The organism is Streptomyces sp. 8N616 (genome assembly GCF_052246385.1).
Classification (GTDB): Bacteria; Actinomycetota; Actinomycetes; order Streptomycetales; family Streptomycetaceae; genus Streptomyces.
This window is the reverse complement of sequence record NZ_JBQQBY010000016.1, coordinates 52,767-79,635: the sequence shown is the minus strand read 5'-3', so window position 1 is coordinate 79,635 and position 26,869 is coordinate 52,767. Positions and strand designations below refer to the sequence as shown.

Here is a 26,869-nt window from a genome sequence, read left to right as displayed (position 1 = left end):
CAGGTACAGGTTCCGCATGGCACACATCGATAACCTAATTGCTTCAATACCCGACCAGGCACTGCGGGCGGCGCTACAAGCAGAGTATCGGAAGATAGCACGCTCGCGCCGCTTTGGACTCGTATTCGACAGGCATAAGCCAGAATCGGTCCTCGTGCCTGACTTTACTGTTCGACGGGGCGACAAGGTGCGGGTCCTTCGGCAGGGAACACGAGACCGCACAGACATCGACGATACTGGCGTTTGGCATGTCGTTAAGGTCACCAACGGACGGGCGACTATTAAGTCAAAGACGGATCCGTCACAGGTGATTACTGTTGGCCGCGAACAACTCGTCGTCACCCGTGAATTTGGCGACCCGATCTACCCAGGTCTGCGACCGATAGGTGAGGTTAGGCATTCAGAGGACAGGCCGCACCACAGCGTGATCAATGCGGAGAACTATCATGCTCTAGAAGCGCTTCTTTATCCCTACGAGGGTAAAGTCGACTGCATTTACATTGATCCGCCTTACAACACTGGAGCGACCGACTGGAAGTACAACAATGATTACGTCGACAATAACGACATCTATCGGCACAGCAAGTGGCTCTCCTTCATGGAGAGACGGCTTGGCATAGCAAAACGCCTGCTCAGCAGGGACGGCGTTCTCATCGTGACCATCGACGAGAACGAGGTTCACCATCTAGGTATGCTCCTTGAAGAAATGTTTCCTACAGCCGTTCGGCAGATGGTGACCATTTGCATTAACCCGAGTGGCGCGTCTGGCGAAGGCCTCTCCCGAGTCGAAGAGTATGCTTTCTTCTGTTTCCTTGGGTCGGCGGGCCCGCAGCCGATCGACTGGAACCTCATGGAGGACCGCCCGGCGGGTGACGCGAAGGCCGGGAAAAGGGGAATCCGATGGGAGTGGCTGCTCCGCGGCGGGGGTACCTGGTATCGAGCAAGCCGACCGAATCTCTGCTATCCCGTTTTGCTGGATGACAGGGGTGAGCGCATTGTTGGCGTTGGTGAGCCCTGGGAGGGCGACGACGAAAGCGAACGTCCGCGTTTCATCAATGGACACCCAGCCGCTTGGCCAGTTCGAAGCGATGGACGCCTTGGCATTTGGCGCGTCGATCGAATCAAGCTGATGGAACTGGTGGATAGAGGCTACGCTTGGGTATCAGATCACGACGCTCAGCGCGGCACATGGACCCTCCGGTACCTATTGAAGGGCACTGTTACCGCTATTGAATCGGGAGAAATTGAGGTAATCGGCCGCGGCGAACGCGGCCAGGTCGAGGTTTCCGTCTCCAGGAAAAGCAAGGCTATTCCTAAGACAGTGTGGAAATCTGCTCGCCATATTGCTGGTGGAGTTGGAGGAACACAGCTGGTCTCGGGTCTTCTGGGGCGACGTGGCGGGTTCACATTTCCGAAGTCGGTGTACTCTGTACTCGACTGCCTCGAAATAGCTGTCGGCAATAACCCTGACGCATTGATACTCGACTACTTCGCTGGGACCGGAACTACCCTGCACGCCACCTGCCTTCTAAACAAGCAGGACGGCGGCCAGCGGACCGCGCTCCTCGTAACGAACAATGAAGTCAACGGCGAAACAGCCACCTCCTTGCGCGCGGCGGCCCATCATCCTGGAGACGAGAAGTGGAAGGAGAGCGGCGTCTTCTACAGCGCCACGATGCCCCGCTGCAAGGCCGCGGTTACCGGATCCTTGCCAGATGGTTCTCCCATAGCGGGGGAATATCTCGACGGTGCACTTATACGGGACGGTTTCCACGAGAACGTATCTTTCTTTGAGCTCACCTTCGAGGATCCCGCGCTCATCTCGCTCGGGCGCAGGTTTGAGGCGATCGCACCACTCTTGTGGTTGAAGGCTGGCGCCAGAGGGGAGCTAATCAGCGAGGTTGCACCCTGCGGATGGTCTGTCCCCGAAAAGGCAATCTATGGAGTCTTGTTTGACTCCAGCGTATGGTCTGATTTTGTCGAGGCAGTAAATAAGCGTCACGATGAGAACAGGTCACTCAGCCACATATTCATAGTGACAGACTCCATTGCTGAATATCAGCAGGTCGTTGCGAAGGTAGATCCTTCCTTGGCGTCGACACGTCTTTACGCCGACTATCTGCGAACCTTCCAGATAAATACCGAGGATCCTGATTAGCCGTATCTATCGGTATAAATGCCGTAATTAGTCTAATACCTGGTTTCTCCTTGAGGCCCTTGGTGCTGCTGAGTGACGCCAAGAGAAACCACCGGGCAGCCGCAGACAAGCTGTCCGTGGACCATTTGTGGACGCGCCGCGGCCATTCGATCATCCGTGAGCCCTTGACCTGCACGCACTTCGTAGACACACGGGACCTCCGGAGCCGTGTGCGCAGGTTCGAATCCTGCCGGGGGCACTTCGCAGAGAGCAGCGTGAACAAGCCGCTGACCTGCACGGTCATACAGACGACGAGCTGGACTCAGTCCCACTGAGTCCAGCTCTTTGTCGTTGATGAGCACTGGTCGCGACCATCGGCATCATGTCCCAGACCTGCATCATGATGCCGAAGGCGACGCCGCCGACCAGCCCGCCGGCCGCCGGCGAACGTGGCTTGCGCGGGGACGGCGGTGGTGGCGCGGGAGAAGCGTGTGTGGTGGTCATGGACCTGCCCTTCTGCGCGGGGACTGTGCCGCCGACGCTAGGACCGCTGTATGGGGCCGGTATGTGATGGCGCTTACGTACGGGGAAGTAGGCACCGCAGGTTGGACCGCGCGGGTTCACCGCGGTTTCTCGGCGACAAGCAGGGCGTAGCCGAGGGCGCCGTCGGCGACGGCACTGCGAGCAGCGGCCAGCAGTGGACCGGCGGCATCGACGTCGACACCGGCGGCGGCGAGCCGGTCTGGCGCGGTCATCCGCAGCAGGCCGAGTCTGGCCTCGATTTGGTCGATCATGCGCGTCATGGCGGCGTCGTGGCGTTCGGTGGTGACGGTGCCCAGCCCGGCCGCGTGCAGGATGGCCGAGTACTCAGCCAGAGGGCGGGCGTCGGCGATACAGGCGATCCGGGCGCCAAGACCAGTGAGTTCGGGTGGGAGCCGGTCGGGGTCTGCGGTGACATCGGTGATCCCGACCCTGCCGCCGGGGCGCAGAACGCGGGCGAACTCGGCTGCCGCCCGGTCCTTGTCGGGGAAGGTGCACAGCGCGCACTCGCACACCGCGGCATTGAAGACGGCGTCGGGGTAGGGCAGGCGCTCGGCGTCGCCGGTGGTGAAGGCGAGCCGGTCGGCGAGACCAGCTGCCTCGGCCGCCCCTTGGGCGAGGGCGGTGTTGGCGGCGGAGTAGTCCACGCCGTCCACCCCGGCGCCGTACGCGTCGGCCAGAAGCAGCGCGGTGGTCCCCCGCCCGGAAGCCACATCAAGGACACGGTCGCCGGCCGCGATACCGAGCGCATCGGCCAGACGGCGGGTCAACGCCATGCCACCGGGGTGGTAGGAGTCGCCGAGCAGCAGGGCGACGACGTCGGAGGAGTACGCGGCGGCGCAGCACGCCTTCAGCTCCTCACCGGTGGCGGGGCTGTGCTGGTTCATCGGGCAGCTCCGTCCTCGCCGCTGTCGCGGGCGATCTTCGAGCCGTAAGGGGAGTCGGTCAGGACGGGGCCCAGGGGGAGGGCGTTGGGGACGACGCCGGCGACCGGGACACCGGACAGGGCGCTGCGGACCTGTTCGCGGTAGCCGACGGAGTTGTAGGCGCAGAACGGGATGAGGCGTCCGTCGGGGGTGATCTCCTCCACGCAGCACTTCATCAGCTGCTTGACGTTGAGGGTGTAGGGGTCCTGGAAGTCCTGGACCACGATCATGAACGCCTTGTCGTTCAAGTCCCTGACAACGGCGGGCAGATCGATGCCGCAGGAATCCGCGCAGTCCAGCGCCTCTGCGGTGGCCCGCAGTTTCTCCTCGGTGGTGGCGGTGCCCATGAACGCCGAGGCGGACCACAGCTTCTCCAGCGCCTCGCGGATTCCCTCGTCGGGCATGACCCGGTTGGAGACGTAGTCCAGGTAGTCCTCGACCTGCAGCAGCCGCGGGATGGGGACGACGGTGCGGTTTCCTGGTTCTCCGTCGATGAGCAGATAGGTGACGGAGCGGCAGGTCGGGAAGCAGCACGGGACCGGGAAGAAGTCACCCTTGGCGAACCAGCCGGGCAGCTGCTCATTGATCAGTTTGATGACATCGGGGTTGGTCAGCCGGTTCAGCGGGTCGAAGGGGACATGCCGACCGGAGTGCGTAACCGGCTGGAGGGCGACCGAGCGGACGGCCGGGTGGTCGATGCCGAACTCAATGATCGCGCCGAGTTCGTGCTCGTTCAGTCCGCGCTCGACGGCGGCGACCAGGGTGACCGTCAAACCGGCCTCGGCGCAGTTGTCGAGCGCCTGCTGCTTGAACCTGCGCAGGTCGCGGCCACGGATCTCCCGGTGGGTGCGCTCCTCGAAGCCGTCGAACTGCAGGTAGATGTTGAGCGACTTCTCCGGAACCTCGTTGCGCTTGCCCAGTTCAGCGACGAACCGCTTGTCGGAGGCGAGGCGGATGCCGTTGGTGTTGAGGTTGACGTTGCGGATGGGCCGGGCCTGGGCAAGGTCGATGAAGTCCAGGATGTGTTTGTGGATGGTGGGCTCACCCCCGGAGAACATCACCACCTCCGCCTCACCCTCGGACTCCACGAACACATCCAGCATCCGCGCGCACTGCTCGTGGGTGATGGAGTAGCCTCCCCCAGACTCCGTCGGGGAGGTGCCTCCAGCCGGGTGGCCGGAGTCGGCGAAGCAGATCGGGCAGTCCAGGTTGCAGCCGGTGTTGACCTCGATGATGCCCAGGCAGGCGTGCTGCTTGTGCTCCGGGCACAGCCCGCAGTCGGTGGGGCACCCGTCCCTCACCTCGGTCTGGAAGGTGAGGGGAATCGTGCCGGGCTTGTTGAACCGGGCCGACGACACGTACTCCTCGGCATCCCCGTAGACCAGCGCCTCGAATTCGCCGTGGTCCTTGCAGCGTTTGCGCAGGTAGACCTTGCCGTCGCGGATGTTGACCTGGGCGTCGACGGGTGTCTTGCAGATCGGGCAGATGGACTTGGTGAACTCCACGAACACCTCGTCGCGGTCCACCTTGCGCCGCGGCGCGGGTGCTTGGGTCATCTGGGGCTCCTCCAATGTGGTGACCAGTGGAAATGCTTCAGCCGTTCACCGGACGTCATGGATGGCGTGCGCCTCGTCCTGCTCGTTGTCCCTGCCGGCGATGCCATGCTCGGCAGGCGTGGCGGTGACCCTGCCCCCGTGCAGCAGCAGACCCGCATAGAACAGCGTCAAGGCGTCCTGGACGAGCACGAACCAGCTCAGCCGCTGGGTCAGGTAGATCCCGAAGCAGCCGCAGTTGGGCACCGTGAGCCCGCGTGCGTACGCCTGTACGGCCAGGAGCGACCACACGACCGAGACAGCGGTGAACACCCACACCGGGGGAAGAGCCTTCGAGCGCGGGCGAGCCAGGAACCAGACCCCGCACACCAGCTCGCCCGCGATCAGTGCCACGGCCAGCGCGGTCGCGGCGACGCCGTTCACGAGCCCGTACTCGGCCAGAGTCCCGGGCATGGATCCGAAGGAGGCGAGCTGGCCGACCGCCATCGCCGTGTACACCGCACCCAGCACGATCCGCAGCACCATGAGATGAACGCTATGCACCGGCGGGAGCCGAGAACTGTAAGCGCGCTCACCAAACAGGTACCTCGCTGTACGGAAGTCCGGGCAGAGCGCAAGATCGTCACCGAAGCAGGCGCCGACGGCCGCCGAGCGGTGCGTCCACCCGGCGGCGGCCGTGCGGCGCCTCACGAGCGTCCCCCTTCGGTCCGTCCACCCAGACCACGTGCAGCATGGCCGGCCTCCCCACAGCTCTCTTCCCATGGCCCGAGTGCCCCCGGCGACCCGGAGAGGGAACCCGGTGAGCGAGCTCCGCCTTCCGTCCCTCTCCCCGGGCCCATGGGCTCCGGGGCCTGTTCACTGCGCTGACGGGGTGAGAGCGGTGAGCCGACGCTGCCGCCGGTCGAGCGGGGAGGAAAGGTGCGGGACTCCCCGCCCGGTTCCCGGGTACACACCTCGAACCCGGGCGTATCGATCCAAGGAGGCCGCACATGACGCAAGACACCGATGTCGTGGTGATCGGGATGGGGGTGGGGGGCGAGCACGTCGCCGAGCGGCTGGCCGAGGGCGGGCTGAACGTCGTCGGGGTGGAGGCGGAACTGGTCGGCGGGGAGTGCCCGTACTGGGCCTGTATCCCGAGCAAGATGATGATCCGCGCCGGAAATCTGCTCGCCGAGGCCCGGCGCATCCCCGGCATAGCCGGGCAGACACAGGTCGCCCCGGACTTCACGCCGGTCGCCGCCCGCATCCGGGACGAGGCCACCGACGACTGGCACGACCAGGTGGCCGTGGACCGGTTCACCGGCAAGGGCGGGCACTTCGTCCGAGGGCGCGGACGGCTGGCCGGGCCCGGCCGGGTCGAGGTCGACGGCGAGGTTTTCACCGCCCGGCGCGGTGTAGTCCTGGCCACCGGCAGCCGCCCGCAGATCCCGCCCGTGCCGGGGCTGGACCAGGTGCCGTACTGGACGAACCGCGATGCCATCGCGGCCAAGGAGCGGCCCGGCTCGCTGATCGTGCTCGGCGGCGGCGCCGTCGGCCTGGAGCTCGCCCAGGCATTCGCACGCTTCGGCACCCGGGTGACCGTCATCGAGGCGACGGAGCAGCTGCTGCCCTCGGAGGAGCCCGAGACCGGCGCGCTGCTCGCCGACGTGCTGGGCGCGGAGGGCATCACCGTACGCACCGGGGCGCGGGCGGTCGGCGTACGCCATGCCGGGGACTCCTTCAGCCTCACCCTGGACGGCGGCGAGGAGGTCACCGCCGAGCAGCTGCTGGTAGCCACCGGGCGGCGCGCCAACCTGACCGGCCTCGGCCTGGAAACCGTCGGCCTGGACCCCGACGCCCGCGCCCTGGACGTCGACGAGCAACTGCGGGCCGCCGTCGGCCTGTGGGGCGTCGGCGACCTGACCGGACGCGGGCTCTTCACGCATGTTGCGATGTACCAGGCAGAGATCGCCGTCCGCGCCATCCTCGGAGACCCGGGCCCCGATGCGGACTACCGCGCCCTGCCCAGGGTCACCTTCACCGACCCCGAAGTCGGCTCCGTCGGCCTGACCGAGCACGCCGCCCGGGAACAAGGACTGCGGGTGCGCACCGGCATCGCCCAGGTGCCCTCCTCGGCGCGCGGCTGGATCCACAAGGCCGGCAACGACGGCCTGATCAAACTTGTCGAGGACACCGACCGAGGTGTGATCGTCGGCGCCACCTCCACCGGACACGCAGGAGGCGAGGTCCTCTACGGCCTCGCGGTGGCGGTCCAGGCTGAAGTCCCGGTCGACCGACTGCGCCACATGATCTACGCCTACCCCACCTTCCACCGTGCCGTGGAGGACGCCCTCGCCGCCCTGAGCCGAGCCTGACCGGCACACAAGGAGGTTGCCCCGTGGAGGCGCCCGTCCAGTTGGTGCTCTTCGATGTCAACGAGACTCTGAGCGATCTCGCCCCGCTGCGGACGAGGTTCGAGGAGGCCGACGCGCCCGGCCACCTGTTCCCGACCTGGTTCGCCGGGGTGCCGCGGGACGGATTGCGCTGACCGCTGCGGGCGCGTACGCCGGCTTCCACGAGCTGGCGGACGCCGGACTGCGCAGCCTGCTGGTCGGCTTGGACGGCTGGAAGGGTGACAGCGGCCGCGCCGCCGAATACATCCTGGATGCCTTCGGCGACCTGGAGGTGCACCCGGACGTCCCCGATGGCGTACGGCAGCTGCACGCCGCCGACCTGCGCCTGGCCACCTTGACCAACGGCTCCGCCGCCACCGGTGAGCGCCTGCTGGCCTCCGCCGGGCTGTTCGACTGCTTCCTTCCAGGAGCAGCTGGACGTCAGCACGCCCCGGGCCTGGGAACCTGCCGCAGCGGCGTACCGGTACGCCACCGACCGCCTGGCCGTCGATCCCGCCGAGACCCTGCTGGTCGCCGTCCATCCCTGGGACGTTGACGGCGCCCGGCGTGCGGGCTTCGGAGGCGGAGAGACACCGGTGGTGGCCCGCGAGATCCAGGAATTCGTTCACGTGGTGGGGTGAGCCTGACAGCCAGCTCGCGTAGGTCGGTGGCCGTGTGGGTGGGGGCCGTCATCACGGAGGGGTAGGCGGCTGTGCCGCGCTGGATCCAGGAGGCCTGCATTTGAGCCCGGGAAGTTCGGGCGCACGCGTCCGCTGGACGCACCCGCGTGTACTCGGCTCCTACGGGGAGCGGGGGATCCGGCGGCCCGGCCGCCCGGAGCGGGGGCCTGCCTGGAGGCCGGCAGCCGATTCGGGGGCCGTTCGGGCATCATTGCCCGGAAGTCTGCGGATGCCATCGGGGCCCGGTCGGGGCCCGCTGCATGGCGGGCCGCCCATGCTGTCACCTGTACAGCGGAGGCGCCACGTCGAATAACTCTGCCCCGACGTGAGGGAAGAGGCCGACTCGTAGCCTGTGGATCCCAGGCAAACAAGCACCAAGATCCTGCGGTTCATCTCACATGGGGTGCGCTGAGCTTCACGCACCCGAAAGTGGCGGAGACGAAAAGGGGAACAGGCGGCGATGAGCGACCGGCAGATGCAGATCGGCGAGGTGGCCGAGCGGACGGGCTTGTCGCTGCGAACGATCCGGCACTACGAGGACGTGGGCCTCGTCGTCCCCTCCGCCCGCAGCAAGGGCGGCTTCCGCCTCTACACCGAGGCCGACGTCGAGCGGCTCATGGTCGTCCGCCGGATGAAGCCGCTGGACTTCTCGCTGGAGGAGATGCGGGATCTGCTGGAGATCACCGATCGGATCTCCGCGACGGACGACCCGCCCTCGGGCGATGAACTGGCGCGGCTGCGGGAGCGGCTGGGCTCCTACCGGAAGGTGGCCGACGCCCGCTGCGAGACGCTGCGCGCCCAGCTGATGGCCGCCGAGGACTTCGCCGCCACCCTGCGCCGCAGGCTGAGCGCAGGGAGCTGAACCCGGACGTCATCCACGACGGAGACGGCGACCAGCCGGGCCAGAAAGGGGGAGTGCAGTGCCGCGGCCGCCGTAGTTGTGGTTGATCTGTCCAGGCTGATTGAGGAAAGGATCTCCGCGCCTCATCGCGGCCCGGGACCACGCCCGGAACCGACGACAAACCTACCCTCTCGTTAGGGTAGGTTAGCGGCGGGTGGGTCCGGGAAGAAGCCCTCAACCGGACGGCCCGTCCTGGCAGCGCCGTCCCTTCCGACGCGGCGCTGCCGCCCAGACCCCGCCCCAGGACAGGCGTCAAGCCGCCGCACAGAGGGGCGAGGACGGCATGTCCCTCCCGAAGCTGCCGGCCCGCGCCCGTACGGTCCACCGGAGCCGCGTCGCCTCCCGCGGGCCTGGCTCCTGAACAGCTCCGGGATGCCCGCGGCCAGCACCGCGGGGACTGCCGGGAGGAACGAATACCGGGTCACTGCCTCACGGCTGTAGCCGAGGAAAAGACCGGCGCTGACGGTGCCGCTGGAGCGGGCGACCCGGGAATCAGCGAGGCCCGGCGTGCGACTCACTCACGGGAACCGCTACCGGCTCCACCGCACCATGTCCCGCCCGCTGCCGTAGCGGAAGCTCGCCCCGACCGCTGACCGGCTCGACGGATGGACCGGCGCTCAGGGGGTCCGAGGCAGGGCCTTCACGTGTCGTTCCCGGCGGCGCAGAACCACCGGCCGTACACCACTTCGCTCGGAGCGCACAGCGTGAACCGGCGAGAGGCACGGGATCACCTCGGGACTCTCCGGTAGCGTCACGGTATGAGTCATCCGCATCCAGAGCTGAAAGCCGCTCCGCCCCTGCCCGAAGGAGGGCTGAGGCTCGTCGCCCTCGGCGGCCTGGGTGAGATCGGCCGCAACATGACCGTCTTCGAACACGCCGGCAAACTGCTGATCGTCGACTGCGGGGTGCTGTTCCCCGAAGAGACCCAGCCCGGGGTGGATGTGATCCTGCCGGACTTCACCTCCATCCGGGACCGCCTCGACGATGTTGTGGCCGTGGTGCTGACCCACGGCCACGAAGACCACATCGGCGGCATGCCGTATCTGCTGCGCGAGCGGGCCGATATTCCCGTCGTCGGTTCGAAGCTGACGCTGGCGTTCTTGGAGGCCAAGCTCAAAGAGCACGGCATCAAGCCACGTACGGTGCGGGTACGCGAAGGCGACCGGCGGGGCTTCGGCCCCTTCGACTGCGAATTCGTGGCGGTCAATCACTCCATCCCGGACGGTCTCGCGGTCGCGATCCGTACCGGTGCCGGGCTGGTGCTGCACACCGGTGACTTCAAGATGGACCAGTTCCCCCTGGACAACCGGATCACCGACCTGCGTGCTTTCGCACGCCTCGGCGAGGAGGGCGTGGATCTGTTCCTCGTCGACTCCACCAATGCCGAAGTCCCGGGCTTCGTCACCTCCGAGCGCGAGCTGAACCCCGCGATCGAGCAGGTCCTGCGCACCGCGCCCCGGCGGGTCATCGTCTCCAGCTTCGCCAGCCATGTGCACCGCATCCAGCAGGTGCTGGACGCCGCACACCAGCACGGCCGCAAAGTCGCCTTCGTGGGCAGGTCGATGGTCCGCAATATGGGCATCGCCCGCGAACTCGGTTACCTGAAGGTTCCGTCCGGGCTCGTGGTCGGTATGAAAGAGCTGGAGAAGCTGCCGGACCACAAGATCACCTTGGTGTGCACCGGTTCCCAGGGCGAGCCGATGGCCGCGCTCTCCCGCATGGCCAACCGCGACCACATGATCCGTATCGGCAAGGGGGACACCGTCCTGCTCGCCAGTTCCCTGATTCCGGGCAATGAGAGCGCCATCTACCGAGTGATCAACGGGCTGACCAGGTGGGGCGCGAACGTCGTCCACAAGGGCAACGCCAAGGTGCATGTCTCGGGGCACGCCAGCGCCGGCGAACTCGCGTACTGCTACAACATCGTCAGGCCGCGGAATGTCATGCCCGTGCACGGCGAGTGGAAGCACCTGCGCGCCAATGCCGACCTTGCCATCCGTACCGGAGTCGACCCCGACCGGGTGGTCATCGCCGAGGACGGCGTCGTCGTCGACCTCGTCGACGGGCGCGCGTCGGTCACCGGCAAGGTGCCCGCGGGCTACGTCTACGTGGACGGTATGGAGGTCGGTGGCGCCACCGAAGCGTCCCTCAAGGACCGCCTCACCCTCGCAGCGGAAGGGGTGGTCACGGTGGTGGCGATCGTCGATGCCGACACGGGCGCCCTGGCCGAGGCTCCCGACTTCCTGGCTCGCGGATTCGTCCACGACGACACCACGTTCGAGCCGGTCATCCCCGTGATCGAAAAGACTCTGGCGACCGCGGCGGAGGAAGGCGTCGGAGACGCGCACCAGCTCGAACAGCTCATCACCCGTGCCGTAGCGGCCTGGGCGTTCAGGACCTACCGCCGCAAGCCGCTCATCATCCCGGTCATCATCGACGCCTGACCGGCCCGGGGTCCTGCCTCGCCGTAGGCAGGGACCGTCTCGCGCCTGAGCTTGGCAAGAGCGGCGGCCCGGGCGCACAACTCGCGGGCACCGGTGGCATCAAGGCATCAGAAGGGTGAACGGATGAGCGCGCGTTTCGAGGAGATCGACTGGCGCCCGACACCGATGGGCGACATCAGCCTGCGGCGTCGACGGGACCCGGCGTCGGGCATCGATGTGTACGAGGTCAAGCTCGGTGACGAGTTCTTGATGTCCAGCCTCTTCACAGCAGGCGAGATCGCACTCACCCGGCTCGGCCTGGCCAAGCTGCCAGATGACGAACTCGACGTCGCCGTGGGCGGGCTCGGTCTCGGGTACACCGCTCAGGCGGCCCTGGAGGACCCGCGTGTGCGCTCGCTGATCGTGATCGAGGCGCTCGGCGAAGTCATCGACTGGCACGAGCGTGGGCTGGTGCCGCTGGGTGCCCGCCTGGCGTCGAACGCCCGCTGCCGCCTGGTCCAGGGCGACTTCTTCGCGATGGTCGGCGATCCCGGTGGCCTGGATCCCCAGGAGCCGGACCGTCGTTTCCACGCCATCCTGCTGGACGTGGACCATTCGCCGCGCCATGTGCTGCACCCACGTCACGCGGCCCTCTACCGGCCTGCCGGGATGCGCGCTCTTGCCGATCGTCTCCACCCTGACGGTGTCTTCGCTCTGTGGTCGAACGATCCGCCGGACGAACAGTTCAGCTCCGTCCTCGCAGAGGTCTTCGCAGAGTCACAAGCCCACGTCGTCGACTTCGACAATCCACTGCAGGGGGGAACTGCGGCCAACACCATCTATGTGGCCAGGAAAGCAGAGGGCGCGCCGTAGGAAGACGGCTTCACGCTCCCTGCTCCAAGAGCTGGTCGAGGTGGGAGCGCAGCACCGTCCTGGACTCGGCTGCGGTGCGCTGTCCCACCAGGACGGTGATGCCCGGGCCGTGGCTGAGCGCCAGCAGACGCGCGGCCTCGGTCGCAGGGCCAGTCGCAGTGAGACACCCGCCTCGGCCGCGACCGACCGCATCCTCACCGCGTGCAGCCCCTCGCGCGCGGCCACCCGCACCGCATTACCGTCCTGGACCCCGAACAGCTCCAGGACCAGGCCGGCTGACGTCACCGAACCGTAAGCATCCGGGCCGTCCCGTCCGCCGGGCCTGGCGATCTACATTCAGAGACGATCCCGAACACCAGGAGCACACATGCATGCCCGCTCGTTCCTGCCGGCCCTCCTGGCCGCCGCGACGCTCACCCTGACCGGCTGCGGCTCAGAGAACGGCGCCACCGCCGGCGATGCCGCAGGTACGGACAGCTCCACGACAACCAGCGCCCCCGCCACGGCAGAAGCCGGTTCCGCCACTCCGGCGGCGGTCCCCGAGGCGCTGCGGTTCACCGGCACGACCATCGACGGAAAGCGGTTCGACGGCGCGACACTTGCGGGCAAGCCCACCGTGCTGTGGTTCTGGGCCCCGTGGTGCCCCAAGTGCAAGGACCAGGGGCCCGAGACGGCGAAGGTCGCCGAGCAATTCGACGGGAGGGCCAACGTCGTTGGGGTGGCCGGGCTGGACAAGCCGGCCGCCATGAAGGACTTCGTCGCCTCCGCGAAGGTCGGCGCCTTCCCGAACCTGTCCGACGAACCCGGCGACATCTGGAAGAAGTTCGAGATCACCGAGCAGAGCACGTACGTCGTGCTCGACAAGGACGGCAAGACCGTCTTCAACGGAAACCTGCCCGCCGGTAAGGGGCTGGCCGACAAGGTCAGCAAGCTCGTCGGCTGACCGGCCCATGTCCCACCTTCCCCTCGCCCTCGCCCTGTCCGCCGGCATGCTCGCCGCAGTGAACCCGTGCGGCTTCGCCTTGCTGCCCGCCTACCTCTCGCTCCTCGTCCTGGGCGACGACTCACCCACCCGGGCCGCGGCCGTCGGCCGCGCCCTGGCCGCGACCGCCGCCATGACAGGCGGATTCGCGGCCGTCTTCGCCCTCTTCGGCCTGGCCGTCGCACCCGTCGCGGGACAAGTGCAGCAGCATCTGCCCTGGTTCACGGTGGTCTTCGGGCTGCTGCTGGCCCTCGTCGGCGGCTGGCTGCTGGCCGGCCGCACGCTGCCCGCGCTGCTGCCCAAGCTCCGCCGCGCCCCCGCCGTCACCCGGTCCGTGCCCTCGATGGCGCTGTTCGGCGCCGCATACGCGATCGCCTCGCTGGGCTGCACCATCGCCCCGTTCCTCGCCATCGTGGTCTCCGCGTTCCGCAGCGGATCGACGCTCGAAGGCGTGGTGCTGTTCGCGGCGTACGCGGCCGGCATGGGCATGCTCGTCGGCGCCGCCGCCCTGTCCGTGGCACTCACCCGCACCGCCAAGGTCGGCCGCCTCCGCCGCCTCGGCGCGGTCGCCTCCCGCCTCGGCGGCGGCCTGCTGCTCCTGGTCGGCGCGTATGTGGCCTACTACGGCTGGTACGAGATCCGGGTGCTCCGCGGCGGCGAGATCACCGACCCCGTGATCGACGCCGCAGGCAGCATCCAGCGGTGGATCGCGGAGACCCTGGACCGCATCGGCATCGGTGCGATCACCGCTGCACTCGCCCTGCTGCTCCTCACTGCTCTGGCACTCCACCGGCGGGCCAAGCGCCGCCGGAGTGATTCCCGTACGGCCGAGGACGCCCTGGCCGTCCAACAGCCCCTCACCTGATTCGTGGTCGTTACCGTTCCGGCCCGGACGCTACTGATCCGGTTCGGGCGGCTGGTCGTAGGCGCGCAGCAGGTGTTCGATCCGCTGGTTATTGATGGACTGCCGGTCGTTGAGGCACTTGGCGTAGCGGGTCAGGAGGAACCTCGACGCTGTTGCCTGCCCGCTGGGCGACCTCAGCGGGGTCGGCCCCCGCGTACAGCCAGATGGACAGCGCCGGGGCCGGAGGTCGCAGGGCCGGGCTGCGCGCGGAGTAGCCGCCGGCGCGGGAGGCAGCGCCAGGGTGCAGGCCTCGCGCCAGACGCTGTGATAGCTGTGCCAGGCGCTGGGAGGTGGCCGTGTCGATGTCGACCTCGACGCGGCGCAACCGCGGCGTGCCGGCCGGGCGCAGGTCGGCGATGGACCGCGGCTCGGCCTCACATGGAGGGACCATGGGAACAGCAGCGCCCAAGACCGGGGGAACAGACGGCCCTTCCGGTCGCCACTACCGGGATTCCGCCGGATCAGGCACTGAGGTCTGCCCCGCGGGCGGGTGCGGGCTAATCCGGAAGAGGGGCATTCCGCGATGTTCCCGCTTCTCGGCCCGCGGGCTCAGCAGGATGTGCCACTTGTGGTGTCCGAAGCGCGGGCGGTCAGGAGCCCTCGGCCCATCGTGCATAACTTCTCCGGTCGGGCGGCGCGATGAACGCCCAGTCGTATCGGTCGGGTTCCTCGGTCGGCCGCAGCAGCGGTTCGACCGCATACCGGTGGGCCATCCTGATTTGGCGTCGATGCGCAGGAGCCGACCGACGCTGTCCGGGTTGCGCGGGGGATGCGCACCGTTCCCCCGCTCCCCAACGTCTACGTCGGGCGGGGCCATGCTCGACAGTCAGCACGGCGTACGAATTCCGACCTCTCCCGACTTTTCATCGGGTCTCGCTCTTTCACACGCTCACTCAGCCGCCGACCTTCTATGTGAATCAACTTCGTCAAGGAACGATGAATCCCTGTTATCGACCAGAATCGATCTGGCCACGATGACCGGCACCGGTGCTGCAACGGGTGGCATCGAGGGATCTCCGAAAGATTGCCCAGAGCTGCCCTTATCCTCATTTGATTGCCGTTCATCAAGGTGAAGCAGCCGCACCCAAGGCGTCCTTGTGCCGGTGAGAATCTCGAGTGCTAGCCTGCTGCGACCACTCCCCTTTGGCTCGTCAAGACTGATTTTCCGGGTTGGCCAGATGCCCTGCTCCCTGGACGTCCTGGCACGTTTCGCGACCTGCTACGGCACTGGTGTTCACCTGTCCGAGGACTGCGAAAGGAGTGGATAATGGTGCGCGGCGAACTGCTGGCTGACCGTTACCGGCTCATGACGCCGCTGGGCGGCGGAGGCATGGGGCAGGTGTGGCGGGCGTGTGACGAGGTCCTTGGGCGTGATGTGGCCGTCAAAGTGGTGTCCCAGCCGTCCCGGCCCACGGGCACCACGACAGGCGAGCGTCTCGCCTGCGAGGCTCGTGCAGCAGCGCGGCTCTCCCATCCGGGCATCGTCGCGGTCTTCGACGTCGGCGCGGCCACCGATGGTCGCCTGTTCTTGGTCATGGAGCTGGTGGAAGGCCGCAGCCTCGCACAGATCCTGCGCGAGGATGGGCGGCTGTCACCTGAGCGGGTCTCCGTGGTCGGTGCCCAAGCAGCTCACGCGCTGGCCGCCGCCCATGACAGCGATGTGATCCATCGCGATATCAAACCCGCCAACCTGCTCATCGCCCATGACGGGACCGTCAAGGTCGCCGACTTCGGCATCGCCGTCCTGGCCGACGAGAACTCCACCGCGCTGACCACCACCGGAGACTTCGTCGGCACCGCCTCCTACACCGCGCCGGAGCGGGCCATGGGAGGCCGGGGCACAGCGGCCTGCGACCTGTATGCACTCGGCTGCGTATTGTACGAAGCCCTCACCGGACGGCCGCCGTTCCGGGCCGACAACGCCGTGGAGCTCCTGTTCCAGCACGTCCACCGGCAGCCAGAACCCCTACGCCGAATACGCCCGGACGTCCCACCCTCCTTGGAGAAGGTCATACACGCCCTGTTGGCCAAGGAGCCGGCAGAACGGCCCTCTGACGCCACCCGCACCGCCGCCCTGCTGTCTGCGCCACCCCGTGACGACATCACCAGCGCCGGGCCGCAACCGCGAGCAACCCGGATGAGTCCCCATCCCCATCCAGCACGACGGCGCTGGAAGCTACAGACCGCCATCGGCGTCCTGGCCACCGCCGCCTTCGCCGGAAGCTTCGCTCTCGCTTGGGACGATTCCTCCATCGAGCCCGCCGGCCAAGCGCGCCCAGACGCATCCCCGGCACCGGGTACTCCCACGCCCCGGAAGCCAACAACGACTCCCTCGTCTCGCTCTCCGTCCCCGTTCGCGACGCCCTCCGTGGTAACAGCCAGCACCCCTCCAGCGGCCTCCCCCACACCTGCCACACCCCCTCGTACCAGCACCGCCGCGCTGGCGGCCGCCCTGACCCGGAGGATCAACTCTCAGGCGTCCACCATGGATCCCCGGCTGGCGCGCGACGTCCAGCGCCGCGCTGACCAGCTCATGAGCAAGCTCAGCGATGGCAAGGTGAAAGATGCGGCCGGCAAGGTGCGCGAGCTGAGCAGGCGGCTCACCGAAGCCCGAATGCAGGGCCGATGGGCGGGTGACACGCGTATCGAAAGGCTCCTGAGTCACATCTCCGACCGTCTCCCCACCCGCCATTGACACCACCGAAGCCCGCAAGCAAGCGGCCAAACGATGACCATGCCCTGCGGACTCGCCGATCAGCGAGGCAGGATCACGGCCCAACTCTGCGCCCAGCCAAGCAATCCCCAGGTTTATGACATGCCAGCGAAGGACCAGCACGTGACAGCCACAGGCGCCGACCATCTACCGATCTACGAGAGCCTGGTACGTGAACGCGGAGACGTACTGGCAGAAGTACGTCAGGCGGTCGAGCTGATGCAGCGCCAGAGAATCGATCCACCGGACTGGCGCCGCCTGCACCAGCCGGAACACCATCCAGAGTGACACGGCTCAAGGCTTCAGCCGGCCCATGGCAGCGCGGCACCAACGTGAATACCGACAGTCGCGCTATCGCTCGGCAGGATCGGCTACCCGCAGAACAACCAGATCGTCGGTGCCAACAGTCATACCCAGGGCGATCCGCGCGAGAACGACGACCTGTTCTCGTCCGAGCACGCCAACCACGCCATCGCGGTCGTCAACGCCGTGAACAGCCTCTGACCCAAGCGCTGACCGAGCTGAGCTCCGGGGCGCCGACCGCTACCCCGGTCGGCGCCCCGGACCCTACAACGGCTTCGCGTCGCGGATGCGCTCCGGAGTCCAGTACTCGTCCAGATCCTGAGGAGGGTCCGGGACGATGTGCACCGTCACACCGTCGGAAGGCGGCAGATCCGCCAGCTTGAAGCCGGCCACCGCGCCGATGACGACGACCACGAGCCCGACCGATATCCATAGCGTGTGACGGCGGTCCCGATGCGGTCCTCCGCCTGCGGCAGTATGGCGCCCCGCCTCCGCACGCCCCGCCTGATCGTCGGACACGACAGCACCATTCCGTCGAGGACTCAACCGCCCGGCCATCGCCTCCTGGAGAACGTCCTCCGAGTCCTCCACCGTGGCGGTGCGCCGACGCGCCGCCCGCATCAAGGCGTCCCGGGGCCGCCAGAGAGCATGCCAACGCCCGGCGTTCCCTGGGTCTGAGTCGACGGAGTGGTGTCCTCGTGAGGCGGCGCGGGCGGGACCGAAGACTCGGACGCGCCCGCGCCGCAAACCGGATCCGCAGGCACGGGGGGAACCCCCGGATCCGCATGCGCCGATGACCAGTCGGCGCACCTGCTTCTGCGCCAGTGACAGATCAGGTGTCACACCCCCCGCACGCGTGAGCGCAGACAGAATTCGCATGGACGCCCGTAACGGACGCACATGCGGTGGCGGCGTAACACACGCGATCTGTCCGGCGCAGAGATGAAGACGGGCACGGAGAGGCCCGCGCGAGACCGCGGCCGGGGTGTCTCCTGCAGGGGAGGCCGACCTCGGCCGTGCTTCCTTGCCGAAGGCCAGGGATCACTCACCTATTCGATTGGGGCTTTTCGTGAGCAACACCGGCGAACCCATGTCCGCAGGCCAGCGACACCGCGGCGACCGGGACAGCGCCGCGCAACGGTCTGCGCTGGTCATCCATACGATCGCGGACATCGCAGCTGCGTTCTTGGGTCTGTGGATCCTGCTTTACGTGCTCGAAGCCAACCAGGCCAACGTCTTTGTCGGTTTCGTCGAAGGAATGGCGGACTGGCTCGCATGGTGGTCCCAGGACATCTTCACCATGGATGCAGAATGGCTGCGCGTTCTTCTCAATTACGGCCTTCCGGCCGTGATTTACCTGTTCGTGGGCCACGGCATAGCCGCACGAGTACGCCGCGCCTGACTGCAATTCCCCTCGAATCCAGGCCGGCCGGCGGCTCGACACACAAGCAGTGCGCGGCGGTGGACACGAGGACCGGGTGCCGGTCCGGCGGCTTCGCCACGGATGCGGTCACGAACCACCAGGGTCGAACGTGCACGGCACCTGAATGGAGCAGTTGCAGCGGTGTCCCTGGCGGTTCCCGGAGGTTCCTGGCGCAGCTCGACCGTGTAGGTGTCCTCGCTCGCAAAAGGCGGGAGCTCCCCTCCTCACGCAGCGGCTACGGCAGCGCCCTGCTCTACCGCCGCGAAGCCTTGGGACGCGGGACACGTCATACCCCGGCTTCGGCAAAGAAGCCCTGCCCGGCGTGGCGGTGACGAGCTTCGACATCCCGGGGCCGCCAGTTGCGAGATACACGAGCGACCTCGGCAGGGTCCGCGCCCGCGCACAGCCGAGTGGACAGAGCCGAATGCCGCATGTCGCAGGGGCGGCCCGCGAGCGGAGTCGCGGCGAGCGCTGGAGGCAGCGCCAAGGCACGAGCCTCGCGCCAGGCGGTTCCGCCTGCGCGCACGCATGTACCCGCGGTGATCAGCAGACCGGCGCCGAGGCGAGTGCGCGCTTGATCCGTCCGAAGTTCAGGACCCGACCGGCCCGCGGCTGCACGATGGCCGCGTAGAGGGCGAGTACGGAGACCGCGGTGCCCGCGGCCACCGTGCCGAGGCCGGCCTGCCGCGCCCGTGACGGGGAGGAGGCCGACGCCCACCCAGAGCGCGGCAGTTGCAAGGCAACGTCAAGCGAAGGACCGCGAGTGCCCCGAAGCTCCTAAGCGCCAGAAGCAGGACGTCTTGTTGCTCGTCGTGCGGCGAAGTCGGTCACCCATGGTGCTTCGTCGTGACGGTGAATTCACCGCGGATGCCGCTGCCGACCATGCCCGGCTTGCAAGCGGTGGTGTACGTGCCGGCCTCGGTGACCTTCACGGTCATCGTGCGGGAGGTGCCGGGCCCGATGCCCTCGACCTCGCTGATCACCTTGTCATCTGGTCCGTAGAGGTAGAACTCGGTGATCTTGCCTCCCTCGTTGGCCACCTCGAAGGCGATGGACCCGGCAGGCGCGGACGTCCGGGAGAGCTTGCACGCGTCGTCAGTGGCCTTGACCGCGATAGCACCCGACTTCGCGTCGCTGCTGCCCTTTTCGGCACAGGCGGTCACAAGGGTGAGCTGTCCAGCAGTCAGCAGGGCGATGGCGACAGGCCGGATCAAGCGAGAGGTCACAGCGGATTCTCCTTGGCGGGATGGCGAGGGGCAGAGGCGCCCGCGGAGTGTCGGCGAGAGGACAGCTTCGCTGTCCAGATATCGATCATCCCGCAGTCGCCCACTGAACCTTGGCGGACGGTGCATGGCGCCTCAACTCTCCTTGGATTACGAAAAGTTCACCTTGCGGCGATCAATATGCGAACCAATGTCCACATTGCGGGAGGACTTGACTCGCACACGACACGGCCTTAGGTTCGCCTAACCTTACCGTGATTGAAGGATTTTCAGCCATGCCCAGAACGTCACTCAGCGCGCTCTGCATCGTCGTCCCGCTCGCCCTCGCCCTCAGCGCCTGCGGCGGTTCCGACAAGCCCGACAAGGCACCCGCCAAGAACCAGGCGAAGGAGACGGCACCGGCCGGAGTAGCACACCAGCACACCGTGCTCGAGGCGGAGATCGCGGCCAGGGGCGGCGAGACCCGCGTCGGGGAATACCGCATCGGCTACATCGTCGAGGCGGCCGAGCCCTGGTTCCACGCCGAGCACGGCAAGCAGGTCAACCGGACGCCGGCGAAGGACGAGACGCACCACATCGAGATCATCCCGATGGAGGCCGAGACCGGCCGTATCGTGCCGGATGTGCCGATCCACCTCGAAGTGGTCGACAAGGACGGCAAGGTCGTCCAGGCCCAGGATCTGAACTTCTACTACGCCGAGTTCTTCCACTACGCCAACAACTTCTCCATCCCCAAGGCCGGCACGTACACGCTGCGCGCAACGCTCAAGCCCCCGACCTTCCTGCGTCACGGTGCCAGCGGTGAGAAGCCCGCCCTGAGCAAGGCAGTCACCGCCACCCTCCGCGACGTGGAACTGAAGCCGGAGAGCTGAGCAGTGGCTTCGAGCTCCGGAATAGCAACGGCCGCCCCGGGCCCGGAACCCGGGCGGCCCGCGCTGGCAGACGGCGCCGCGATCCACGACCGTCCGCCAACCCCGCCGTGGGCGCTCGTGACCCTCGGCGCCCTGAGCACTGCTGCCCTGGCCGCCGCCTGCTGGGTGGCCGGGCACGTCCACGCCGACCCGCCCTTGCTGGCCGCAGCCCGCTTCCTGCACCTCGCGGCGCTGATCGTCGGGCTGGGTTCCGTGCTCGCCGTCGACTGGTTCGCCATCCTCTGGACGCTCGGACGCCGCAGCCTGGAGGACGTCCTACAGGCCGCCTGCGCCCTGCAGATGCCGATCTGGCTCGGGCTGGCCGGACTCGTACTCAGCGGCCTGTTCCTCCGGCCGAACCTGTCCTCTCCGCTGACCGCGATCAAGCTCGGACTCGTACTCGCTGTGATGCTCAACGGCCTCTACGCCCACTGGCTCGGACAACGCGTACGGCAATGGCAGACCCAGCGCGTGCCGCGTCGCCTGCTGATCCAGTCGGGAATCGCCGCCACGATCTCCCAAGGCGGATGGTGGGGCGCCACCGTGATCGGCTTCCTCAACAGCCAATCCTGAACCGGCACATCGACTTCAATGGGAGAACGGCGTGTTCGCCAACTACCTGATCGGCCTGCGCGAGGGGCTGGAGGCCAGCCTGGTCGTCTGCATCCTCGTCGCCTACCTCGTCAAGACTGGGAACCGGACCAAGCTGCCGCCCATCTGGCTCGGCGTGGGCATCGCGGTCGCCCTCAGCCTGGGCGTGGGAGCCGTCCTGCAATTCAGCTCCGCCCAACTGACGTTCGAGGCCCAGGAGGCGCTCGGCGGCGGCCTGTCCATCATCGCCGTGGGCCTCGTGACGTGGATGGTGTTCTGGATGCGACGCACCGCCCGGCACCTGAAGGCCGAACTCCACGGCCGACTGGACGAGGCGCTGGCGATCGGCACGGGCGCCCTGGTGGCCACCTCGTTCCTCGCCGTGGGCCGCGAAGGCATTGAGACCGCACTGTTCCTCTGGTCCGCAGTGCAGGCGACGAACGACGGGACGCGGCCGGTCGTCGGAGCCGCACTCGGACTGCTCACCGCAGTCGTGCTGGGCTGGCTGTTCTACCGCGGAGCCCTGCGGATCAACCTCGCGAAATTCTTCACCTGGACCGGCGCCATGCTGGTCGTCGTGGCCGCGGGCGTACTCGCCTACGGCATCCACGACCTGCAAGAAGCCGACATCCTGCCGGGACTGGACAACCGCCTCTTCGACATCAGCGCCACCATCCCACCCGACAGCTGGTACGGCACCCTGCTCAAAGGCACCTTCAACTTCCAGCCCAACCCCAGCGTGCTCCAGGCCACCGTCTGGGCGCTCTACCTGGTCCCCGCACTCTTCCTGTTCCTGCGACCGCTCCGGCCGGCCAAGGTCCCCGTCTCCGCTTAAGGGGCGCCGTCTCTTATGGCTGCTCGGGCAGGGCAAGATGTGCCCGATCGCCGTTCACCGCAGCCTCCGTCGAGTCAGAGTCGCCGGCACAGGCGACCAGTCCTGCCGCGACGAGCGCCGCGATGATCGCGGGCATGGTGGTGGTGCAGCTCCGCCCAGCCTGTCGACGGCCGGCCGGGCCCGGGAAGCCCCTACGGTGCGCCAGCAGCCGGGCGGAGAGCTCCAGTAGCCGAGGGCGCAGCGCTGCGGCGTGCCCGGGGCGCGGGGCCGCGAGCATCTCGATACGTGCTGGTCAGCTCTCGCTGAAGCCGGAGCAGGTCGTCGGGGAAGTCCGTAGGCGCCATGCACTCATTAGTTCGCTTGTTCGATTTCTTGAGCATCGGCGTGCGCCCGTGTCCCTGGCGGCCGACCCTGGACGCAGGGGTCCTGCTGAGCGGCGCCCAGCTCACACCCCTGGCCTGGCACGTGAGCTCGGACCGAACTGGAAGGTGAGCATCACGATGAAGACACCCCCGATCGTTTCGCTGCAAGAATGGCAGGCTGCGCACCGGCAACTGCTCGCGGAAGAGAAGAAGTTGACCCGCGCCCGTGACGCACTGGCCGCCAAGCGTCGGCGGATGCCGTGGCTGGCGGTGGAGAAGGAGTACGCGTTCGACGGCCCCGAGGGTAAGGCGAGTCTGCTCGACCTGTTCCAGGGGCGCCGTCAGCTGATCGTCTACCGCGCTTTCTTCGAGCCCGGCGTCTTCGGCTGGCCCGACCACGCCTGCCGCGGCTGCTCCATGGTGGCCGACCACGTCGGCCACCTCGCCCATCTCAACGCCCGCGACACCACCCTCGTCTTCGCCTCACGCGCGCCGCAGCCGGAGATCGAGCGGGTCAAGGCGCGGATGGGCTGGACGATGCCCTGGTACACCATCACCGACGAGTTCGACACCGACTTCGGCGTGGACGAGTGGCACGGCACGAACGCGTTCATCCGCGAGGGCGACAGGGTCTTCCGCACCTACTTCATCAACAGCCGCGGCGACGAGGCGTTGGGGAGCACCTGGAGCTACCTCGACATGACAGCGCTCGGACGGCAGGAGGAATGGGAGGACTCGCCCGAGGGCTACCCCCAGACCCCACCGTACGAATGGTGGAACTGGCACGACGAATACGGCGAGGCTGCCGAGCCGCCGAAGGAGTAGGTGGCCCGAACTCGCCCAGGGGTCGCACGGGACGGGGCCGGCCGGAGAGCGGTGTTGCGGGCAGCGATGGCCACGGGGTGGGTCAGTTGCCGGCCCATCCGGCCGGCCTGGCGCGCCGCGCGCGTAACGGACTGGCTGCGCGGGCGGCATTCGGCGTCGTAGCGAGCCAATGCCGACTCGGCTGTTGGTTCGGCGGCGATCGCGGCGGCCAGGGTGGCCGCGTCTTCCAGGGCCTGGCAGGCGCCTTGGCCGAGATGGGGAGTCATGGCGTGGGCTGCGTCGCCGAGGAGAACGACCGGCCCGCGCGGTGGCGGCTGAGCGCCAAGCCGGCCGGCTGATGGATGGCAGCCACGGTCGCTGACCTCACGTTGCTGCTCCCCACGGCCTGGGACACAGACCGGGTCGATGCGCAGGTGCCCGCGGCGGGCAGCCCTTGGACCCCCGTGAACCATCCGGCCCACCGGCCACGTCATGTGGACGCGGCCCTGCCGCATCACCGGACATCCGAGGATGCGACGTACGACGTTCAGGGGCGGGGTGCGGGAGACGTGGCCGAACGTGAGGGCAGGCGCTCGGCATACCGCTGTCGGCCCCACAGGCGGCGTTGTCAGGAAGGGACTCCTGGACGACGGCGTCAGGCCGTTGCCTGTGACCGGCAGGCCCGCAGAGAACCCGGCCGTCCCGAACGGGCTCGTCCCCACAACCGAAGTGAGCCAACCCTCATGCACGAACTGACCACCCCGGCGCAGTACTTCCTCGATCTGCTCGGCATCTTCGGCTTCGCGCTGTCGGGTGCCCATCTCGGCGTGCGCAAGGACTTCAACCTCTTCGGGACCCTCGTCCTCGCCGAGGCCGCCGGGCTGGGCGGTGGCCTGTTGAGGGACCTCGTCCTCGACGTCCCGTCGATCGCCTTCACCGATCCCGGCTATCCACTCGCGCCACTTGCCGCAGCGCTGATCGCCTACCTCAGCGGGCCCCTTCACCGCCAGCCCTATCTCTTCGACGTGCTGGACGCGGTCGGTCTCGGCCTGTTCAGCGTCACCGGCACCATCAAAGGGCTTCAGCACGGAATGGCAGCCGTCCCGTCGGCCGCGCTGGGAGTCATCACCGCCATGGGAGGAGGCATCCTCGCCAGCGCGGTGGCGAAGGAACTGCCTGCCCTGCTGCGCTGGGACAGCGACCTGTACGCCGTACCCGCGATAACCGGCGCGGGAGCGGCGTCCGCGCTGCACGCGGCGGGGGCCCTGAACGTCGCCACGGCGATCGGCGCGGCCCTCACGGCGTTCACATTCCGCCTGCTGGCACTCCACTTCCAGTGGCGCCCGCGCCGCTCGGCCACCTGGCAGGCCAAATCCTCCCAGCTGCCTCCCCTTCCAGACGCCGACGCCGCTCTCCTCACCTCGTCTTCCCGCCCCGCCTTCGCGGACACCATGCGCCTGAGTATCAGCAGTGTCCCGTCGAGCCGTATCGCCCAGCAGCGCGGACCGGCGCCGCTTGCCGAGACGACGCGTCTGAGGGACCTCAGCCTCCCGTCGAGCCCCACCGTCCAGCCGCGCGAACCGGCGCCGCTTGAAGAGACGACGCGTCAGGTTCAGTCCCCCCTCGCCAGAACATCGCCCCCCGGCCCCGTCGACCCCCGGCTCTCCATGGGACTGCGCCACGCCAAGTCCCCGCGGACGCAACAGGCCGGCGGTCACGAAACTCCCGGACGTGAGCCGGCCTGAGTCCGCCGAGACGGCGAAGCCGCAGCCCTCGCCCGTCATGAGGGAACGGCGTGTGTGGCTGTCGGTGGGCGGGTGGGTGGTTATGACATGGCGGCGACCATGGTGCGGGTGTCCGCGATGGTCTCGAAAGCGACCGGTACGCCGTGCTCAAACCGCCACGCATGCGCGAAGCGTGCCTTCATCGCCTTGCCCGTCCCACGGCGTCGCCCTTGGTAGTGCCCGAGTGCGATCACCACGTCCTCGACGGCAATGAGCTCTGCCGGGACGACGGCGAAGTCCTCCCACTCGGTGTCGAACCGGGCGAACACGCTGGCCAGCACCGCGTCACGGCCGCGGTAGGTTCCGCCGTAGGGCAACCCGGCGGCGACGACCCACTCGATCTTGTCACTCAGCGTGCTGAGGACCGCCTCACCGTCCCCACGGCTCAGATCGGCGTACATCTGGTCCACCACCTCCCGGTTCCTCGACGCCCGGGCGTCCTGCAAGCTCATCGTCACACTGGCGGTCATCTGTACTCCCATTCCTGGTTCCTCGTGCGGTCGGCCGCCCAGGACGTGAGCGACGACAGGCCCCGGTGCGGCCGAGAATCGGTGCCTACGCCCCGAGTCCGCGGCGCGGGCCTCCTCCGGGCGGCACCAATGAACACCGGGGTGTGCCGCGGCGGCATCGGGCGACCGGCCTATCAGCGAAAATCGGTGCGGGCCGGCCCGGGCGGGCCTGATCCAGGATCCGCTGGGTGGGAGGTGACCTCCGCACTCCTGAACCCAGTCGGCGTGACTACGCGTACCCGTCTGCCGTGTCAGTGGTCGTCGCGGATGGTGGTGGCGATGCCGTTTTTGATGACGACCTCGGCGGACACGCCGGTGCCCTTGGTGGCCGCCTCCAGTTCCTCTTCTGTGCACTCGGTGCCGGCCTGTCCGGCCTCGTCGCCGCAGATGTCACCGGCGCCCCAGATCTCGGTGTCCTCCGCGACGAAGAACCCCTGCTCGGTCCCCTTCATGTCCGAGACGGTGTACTTGCCAGGCGCCAGGTAGGACACCGTGCCGAACCAGGTGCCGTTGACGCCCTTGCCCTTGTTGATGCCGTCGATGGTCGACTCCGCGCCCTCCCCCTCAGCCGGAGCGCCGGAGCCGCCGCCCTCACTGCTGCCCTCGTCCGCGGTGCCCTCGTCGACCGGGGCGCCCTCGTCCGGAGCCGGGCGCTCGGTGACCTTTCTGGCGATGCCGTCCTTCATGACCACGTCCGCGGCTATCGACCCGTCCTTGAGGGCCTTCTCCAGATCGCCGACCGTGCAGGGGGTGTCGGCGGCGGAGTTGTGCTCACCGCAGATGGTGCCCGCGCCGTAGACCTTGGTGTCCTCGGCCACCCAGAACTGCTGCTCCTTGCCGTTGGCGTTGACGATGTGCTTGCCCGGCGCCAGATACTCCACCGTGCCGCCCGCGAAGGTCCCGCTCACCCCCTCCGCCTTCGCCGCCGCCTCCGCCGGCGCTGCGGAGGCGCCGGTCTTGGACTTCGACGAGGAGTCCGCGCCCGTGGTGTCCTCCTGGCAGGCGGTCAGCAGCGTGGTCCCCGCGAGGAACGCGGCAGCGACGAGAAAGGACTTGGCGCGCAGAGTGGAAGCCATGGTGGTGTCCCCGTTTCATGGAAGGGGGCCGGCGGCGGATGGCC

25 protein-coding genes and 4 pseudogenes are annotated in these 26,869 nt (G+C 67.8%); 17 read left to right on the top strand and 12 right to left on the bottom strand.

Going from position 1 to position 26,869, the window contains the following annotated elements; all coding sequences use genetic code 11:
- The first annotated feature begins 16 nt into the window (after positions 1 to 16).
- A complete protein-coding gene (locus tag ACTWQC_RS16695) occupies positions 17 to 2,158 on the top strand; it encodes a site-specific DNA-methyltransferase (protein WP_443316474.1) in 2,142 nt (713 codons plus the stop codon).
- A gap of 599 nt (positions 2,159 to 2,757) precedes the next feature.
- Here ACTWQC_RS16695 and ACTWQC_RS16690 read toward each other — a convergent pair.
- Genes ACTWQC_RS16690 through ACTWQC_RS16680 form a run of 3 tightly spaced genes read right to left on the bottom strand, consistent with a single transcriptional unit; the run spans position 2,758 to position 5,681 of the window.
- Complete coding sequence (locus ACTWQC_RS16690) at positions 2,758 to 3,564, bottom strand: methyltransferase domain-containing protein (protein ID WP_443316473.1); 807 nt, start codon at positions 3,562 to 3,564, stop codon at positions 2,758 to 2,760.
- Positions 3,561 to 5,159, bottom strand: coding sequence for a radical SAM protein (locus ACTWQC_RS16685; RefSeq protein WP_443316472.1), 1,599 nt, complete (start codon positions 5,157 to 5,159; stop codon positions 3,561 to 3,563). The genes ACTWQC_RS16690 and ACTWQC_RS16685 overlap by 4 nt, the downstream gene beginning before the upstream one ends.
- 45 nt (positions 5,160 to 5,204) lie before the next feature.
- Entirely contained in the window at positions 5,205 to 5,681 is a 477-nt protein-coding gene (locus tag ACTWQC_RS16680; protein WP_443316471.1) for a MauE/DoxX family redox-associated membrane protein, read from the bottom strand.
- Positions 5,682 to 6,145: 464 nt separating this feature from the next.
- Between ACTWQC_RS16680 and ACTWQC_RS16675 the strand changes: the two genes are divergently transcribed.
- The 4 genes from ACTWQC_RS16675 (at position 6,146) to ACTWQC_RS16660 (ending at position 9,070) form a co-directional block, all read left to right on the top strand.
- Positions 6,146 to 7,510, top strand: coding sequence for a dihydrolipoyl dehydrogenase family protein (locus ACTWQC_RS16675; RefSeq protein WP_443316470.1), 1,365 nt, complete (start codon positions 6,146 to 6,148; stop codon positions 7,508 to 7,510).
- A gap of 23 nt (positions 7,511 to 7,533) precedes the next feature.
- A complete protein-coding gene (locus ACTWQC_RS16670; protein ID WP_443316469.1) occupies positions 7,534 to 7,683 on the top strand; it encodes a hypothetical protein in 150 nt (49 codons plus the stop codon).
- A gap of 225 nt (positions 7,684 to 7,908) precedes the next feature.
- Positions 7,909 to 8,169, top strand: a complete 261-nt coding sequence (locus tag ACTWQC_RS16665; protein ID WP_443316468.1) for a hypothetical protein — start codon at positions 7,909 to 7,911, stop codon at positions 8,167 to 8,169.
- A 499-nt stretch (positions 8,170 to 8,668) separates the two neighbouring features.
- Positions 8,669 to 9,070 (top strand): MerR family transcriptional regulator, encoded by a 402-nt coding sequence (locus ACTWQC_RS16660; RefSeq protein WP_443316467.1) that lies wholly within the window; start codon positions 8,669 to 8,671, stop codon positions 9,068 to 9,070.
- Positions 9,071 to 9,471: 401 nt separating this feature from the next.
- Here the strand turns inward: ACTWQC_RS16660 and ACTWQC_RS16655 are convergent.
- Positions 9,472 to 9,594, bottom strand: a pseudogene (locus ACTWQC_RS16655) (undecaprenyl-diphosphate phosphatase); the annotation flags it as partial.
- A gap of 273 nt (positions 9,595 to 9,867) precedes the next feature.
- Here ACTWQC_RS16655 and ACTWQC_RS16650 point away from each other — a divergent pair.
- The 4 genes from ACTWQC_RS16650 to ACTWQC_RS16635 all read left to right on the top strand — a co-directional run bounded on the left by ACTWQC_RS16650 (position 9,868) and on the right by ACTWQC_RS16635 (position 14,252).
- Entirely contained in the window at positions 9,868 to 11,553 is a 1,686-nt protein-coding gene (locus tag ACTWQC_RS16650) for a ribonuclease J (RefSeq protein ID WP_443316466.1), read from the top strand.
- A gap of 123 nt (positions 11,554 to 11,676) precedes the next feature.
- Positions 11,677 to 12,405 (top strand): spermidine synthase, encoded by a 729-nt coding sequence (locus ACTWQC_RS16645; protein WP_443316465.1) that lies wholly within the window; start codon positions 11,677 to 11,679, stop codon positions 12,403 to 12,405.
- Positions 12,406 to 12,772: 367 nt separating this feature from the next.
- Positions 12,773 to 13,348, top strand: coding sequence for a redoxin domain-containing protein (locus ACTWQC_RS16640; RefSeq protein WP_443316464.1), 576 nt, complete (start codon positions 12,773 to 12,775; stop codon positions 13,346 to 13,348).
- A gap of 7 nt (positions 13,349 to 13,355) precedes the next feature.
- Positions 13,356 to 14,252 carry a cytochrome c biogenesis CcdA family protein gene (locus ACTWQC_RS16635; RefSeq protein WP_443316463.1) on the top strand — a complete coding sequence of 299 codons (897 nt, stop codon included), beginning with the start codon at positions 13,356 to 13,358 and terminating at the stop codon, positions 14,250 to 14,252.
- Between the two features lie 30 nt (positions 14,253 to 14,282).
- On the opposite strand, the pseudogene ACTWQC_RS16630 reads toward ACTWQC_RS16635, so the two are convergent.
- Positions 14,283 to 14,564: pseudogene (locus ACTWQC_RS16630) on the bottom strand (tyrosine-type recombinase/integrase); the annotation flags it as partial.
- Positions 14,565 to 15,558: 994 nt separating this feature from the next.
- On the opposite strand from ACTWQC_RS16630, the gene ACTWQC_RS16625 reads away from it, so the two are divergent.
- Both ACTWQC_RS16625 and ACTWQC_RS16620 read left to right on the top strand, forming a co-directional pair.
- On the top strand, positions 15,559 to 16,986 hold the full coding sequence (locus ACTWQC_RS16625; RefSeq protein WP_443316462.1) for a protein kinase domain-containing protein: 1,428 nt from the start codon (positions 15,559 to 15,561) through the stop codon (positions 16,984 to 16,986).
- Positions 16,987 to 17,127: 141 nt separating this feature from the next.
- Positions 17,128 to 17,292 (top strand): hypothetical protein, encoded by a 165-nt coding sequence (locus ACTWQC_RS16620; RefSeq protein ID WP_443316461.1) that lies wholly within the window; start codon positions 17,128 to 17,130, stop codon positions 17,290 to 17,292.
- A 279-nt stretch (positions 17,293 to 17,571) separates the two neighbouring features.
- Here the strand turns inward: ACTWQC_RS16620 and ACTWQC_RS16615 are convergent, their stop codons facing one another.
- Entirely contained in the window at positions 17,572 to 17,826 is a 255-nt protein-coding gene (locus ACTWQC_RS16615; protein WP_443316460.1) for a hypothetical protein, read from the bottom strand.
- 571 nt (positions 17,827 to 18,397) lie between these two features.
- Here ACTWQC_RS16615 and ACTWQC_RS16610 point away from each other — a divergent pair.
- Entirely contained in the window at positions 18,398 to 18,709 is a 312-nt protein-coding gene (locus ACTWQC_RS16610; protein WP_443316577.1) for a hypothetical protein, read from the top strand.
- 379 nt (positions 18,710 to 19,088) lie between these two features.
- On the opposite strand, the pseudogene ACTWQC_RS16605 reads toward ACTWQC_RS16610, so the two are convergent.
- The 3 genes and pseudogenes from ACTWQC_RS16605 to ACTWQC_RS16595 all read right to left on the bottom strand — a co-directional run.
- Positions 19,089 to 19,283, bottom strand: a pseudogene (locus ACTWQC_RS16605) (tyrosine-type recombinase/integrase); the annotation flags it as partial.
- Positions 19,274 to 19,396, bottom strand: coding sequence for a hypothetical protein (locus tag ACTWQC_RS16600; protein WP_443316582.1), 123 nt, complete (start codon positions 19,394 to 19,396; stop codon positions 19,274 to 19,276). The pseudogene ACTWQC_RS16605 and the gene ACTWQC_RS16600, both read right to left, overlap by 10 nt.
- Before the next feature lie 161 nt (positions 19,397 to 19,557).
- On the bottom strand, positions 19,558 to 19,956 hold the full coding sequence (locus tag ACTWQC_RS16595) for a cupredoxin domain-containing protein (protein WP_443316459.1): 399 nt from the start codon (positions 19,954 to 19,956) through the stop codon (positions 19,558 to 19,560).
- A 272-nt stretch (positions 19,957 to 20,228) separates the two neighbouring features.
- Here ACTWQC_RS16595 and ACTWQC_RS16590 point away from each other — a divergent pair, with 272 nt between their 5' ends.
- The 4 genes from ACTWQC_RS16590 (at position 20,229) to ACTWQC_RS16575 (ending at position 23,477) form a co-directional block, all read left to right on the top strand.
- Positions 20,229 to 20,825: an iron transporter gene (locus ACTWQC_RS16590; protein ID WP_443316458.1), complete on the top strand. Its 597-nt coding sequence runs from the start codon at positions 20,229 to 20,231 to the stop codon at positions 20,823 to 20,825.
- A 3-nt stretch (positions 20,826 to 20,828) separates the two neighbouring features.
- Positions 20,829 to 21,437 (top strand): hypothetical protein, encoded by a 609-nt coding sequence (locus tag ACTWQC_RS16585; RefSeq protein ID WP_443316457.1) that lies wholly within the window; start codon positions 20,829 to 20,831, stop codon positions 21,435 to 21,437.
- A 31-nt stretch (positions 21,438 to 21,468) separates the two neighbouring features.
- The gene (gene efeU, locus ACTWQC_RS16580) at positions 21,469 to 22,290 is read left to right on the top strand and encodes an iron uptake transporter permease EfeU (RefSeq protein ID WP_443316456.1); all 822 of its coding nucleotides are present in this window, start codon (positions 21,469 to 21,471) and stop codon (positions 22,288 to 22,290) included.
- A 500-nt stretch (positions 22,291 to 22,790) separates the two neighbouring features.
- Positions 22,791 to 23,477: a DUF899 domain-containing protein gene (locus ACTWQC_RS16575; RefSeq protein WP_443316455.1), complete on the top strand. Its 687-nt coding sequence runs from the start codon at positions 22,791 to 22,793 to the stop codon at positions 23,475 to 23,477.
- On the opposite strand, the pseudogene ACTWQC_RS16570 reads toward ACTWQC_RS16575, so the two are convergent.
- Positions 23,399 to 23,779: pseudogene (locus ACTWQC_RS16570) on the bottom strand (FAD-dependent monooxygenase); the annotation flags it as partial. The gene ACTWQC_RS16575 and the pseudogene ACTWQC_RS16570 sit on opposite strands and share 79 nt — an antisense overlap.
- 420 nt (positions 23,780 to 24,199) lie before the next feature.
- Here ACTWQC_RS16570 and ACTWQC_RS16565 point away from each other — a divergent pair.
- Complete coding sequence (locus ACTWQC_RS16565) at positions 24,200 to 25,201, top strand: trimeric intracellular cation channel family protein (RefSeq protein ID WP_443316454.1); 1,002 nt, start codon at positions 24,200 to 24,202, stop codon at positions 25,199 to 25,201.
- Positions 25,202 to 25,281: 80 nt separating this feature from the next.
- Here the strand turns inward: ACTWQC_RS16565 and ACTWQC_RS16560 are convergent, their stop codons facing one another.
- Positions 25,282 to 25,710, bottom strand: coding sequence for a nuclear transport factor 2 family protein (locus ACTWQC_RS16560; protein WP_443316453.1), 429 nt, complete (start codon positions 25,708 to 25,710; stop codon positions 25,282 to 25,284).
- 290 nt (positions 25,711 to 26,000) lie between these two features.
- Entirely contained in the window at positions 26,001 to 26,825 is an 825-nt protein-coding gene (locus tag ACTWQC_RS16555; protein ID WP_443316452.1) for a hypothetical protein, read from the bottom strand.
- Positions 26,826 to 26,869 lie beyond the last annotated feature (44 nt).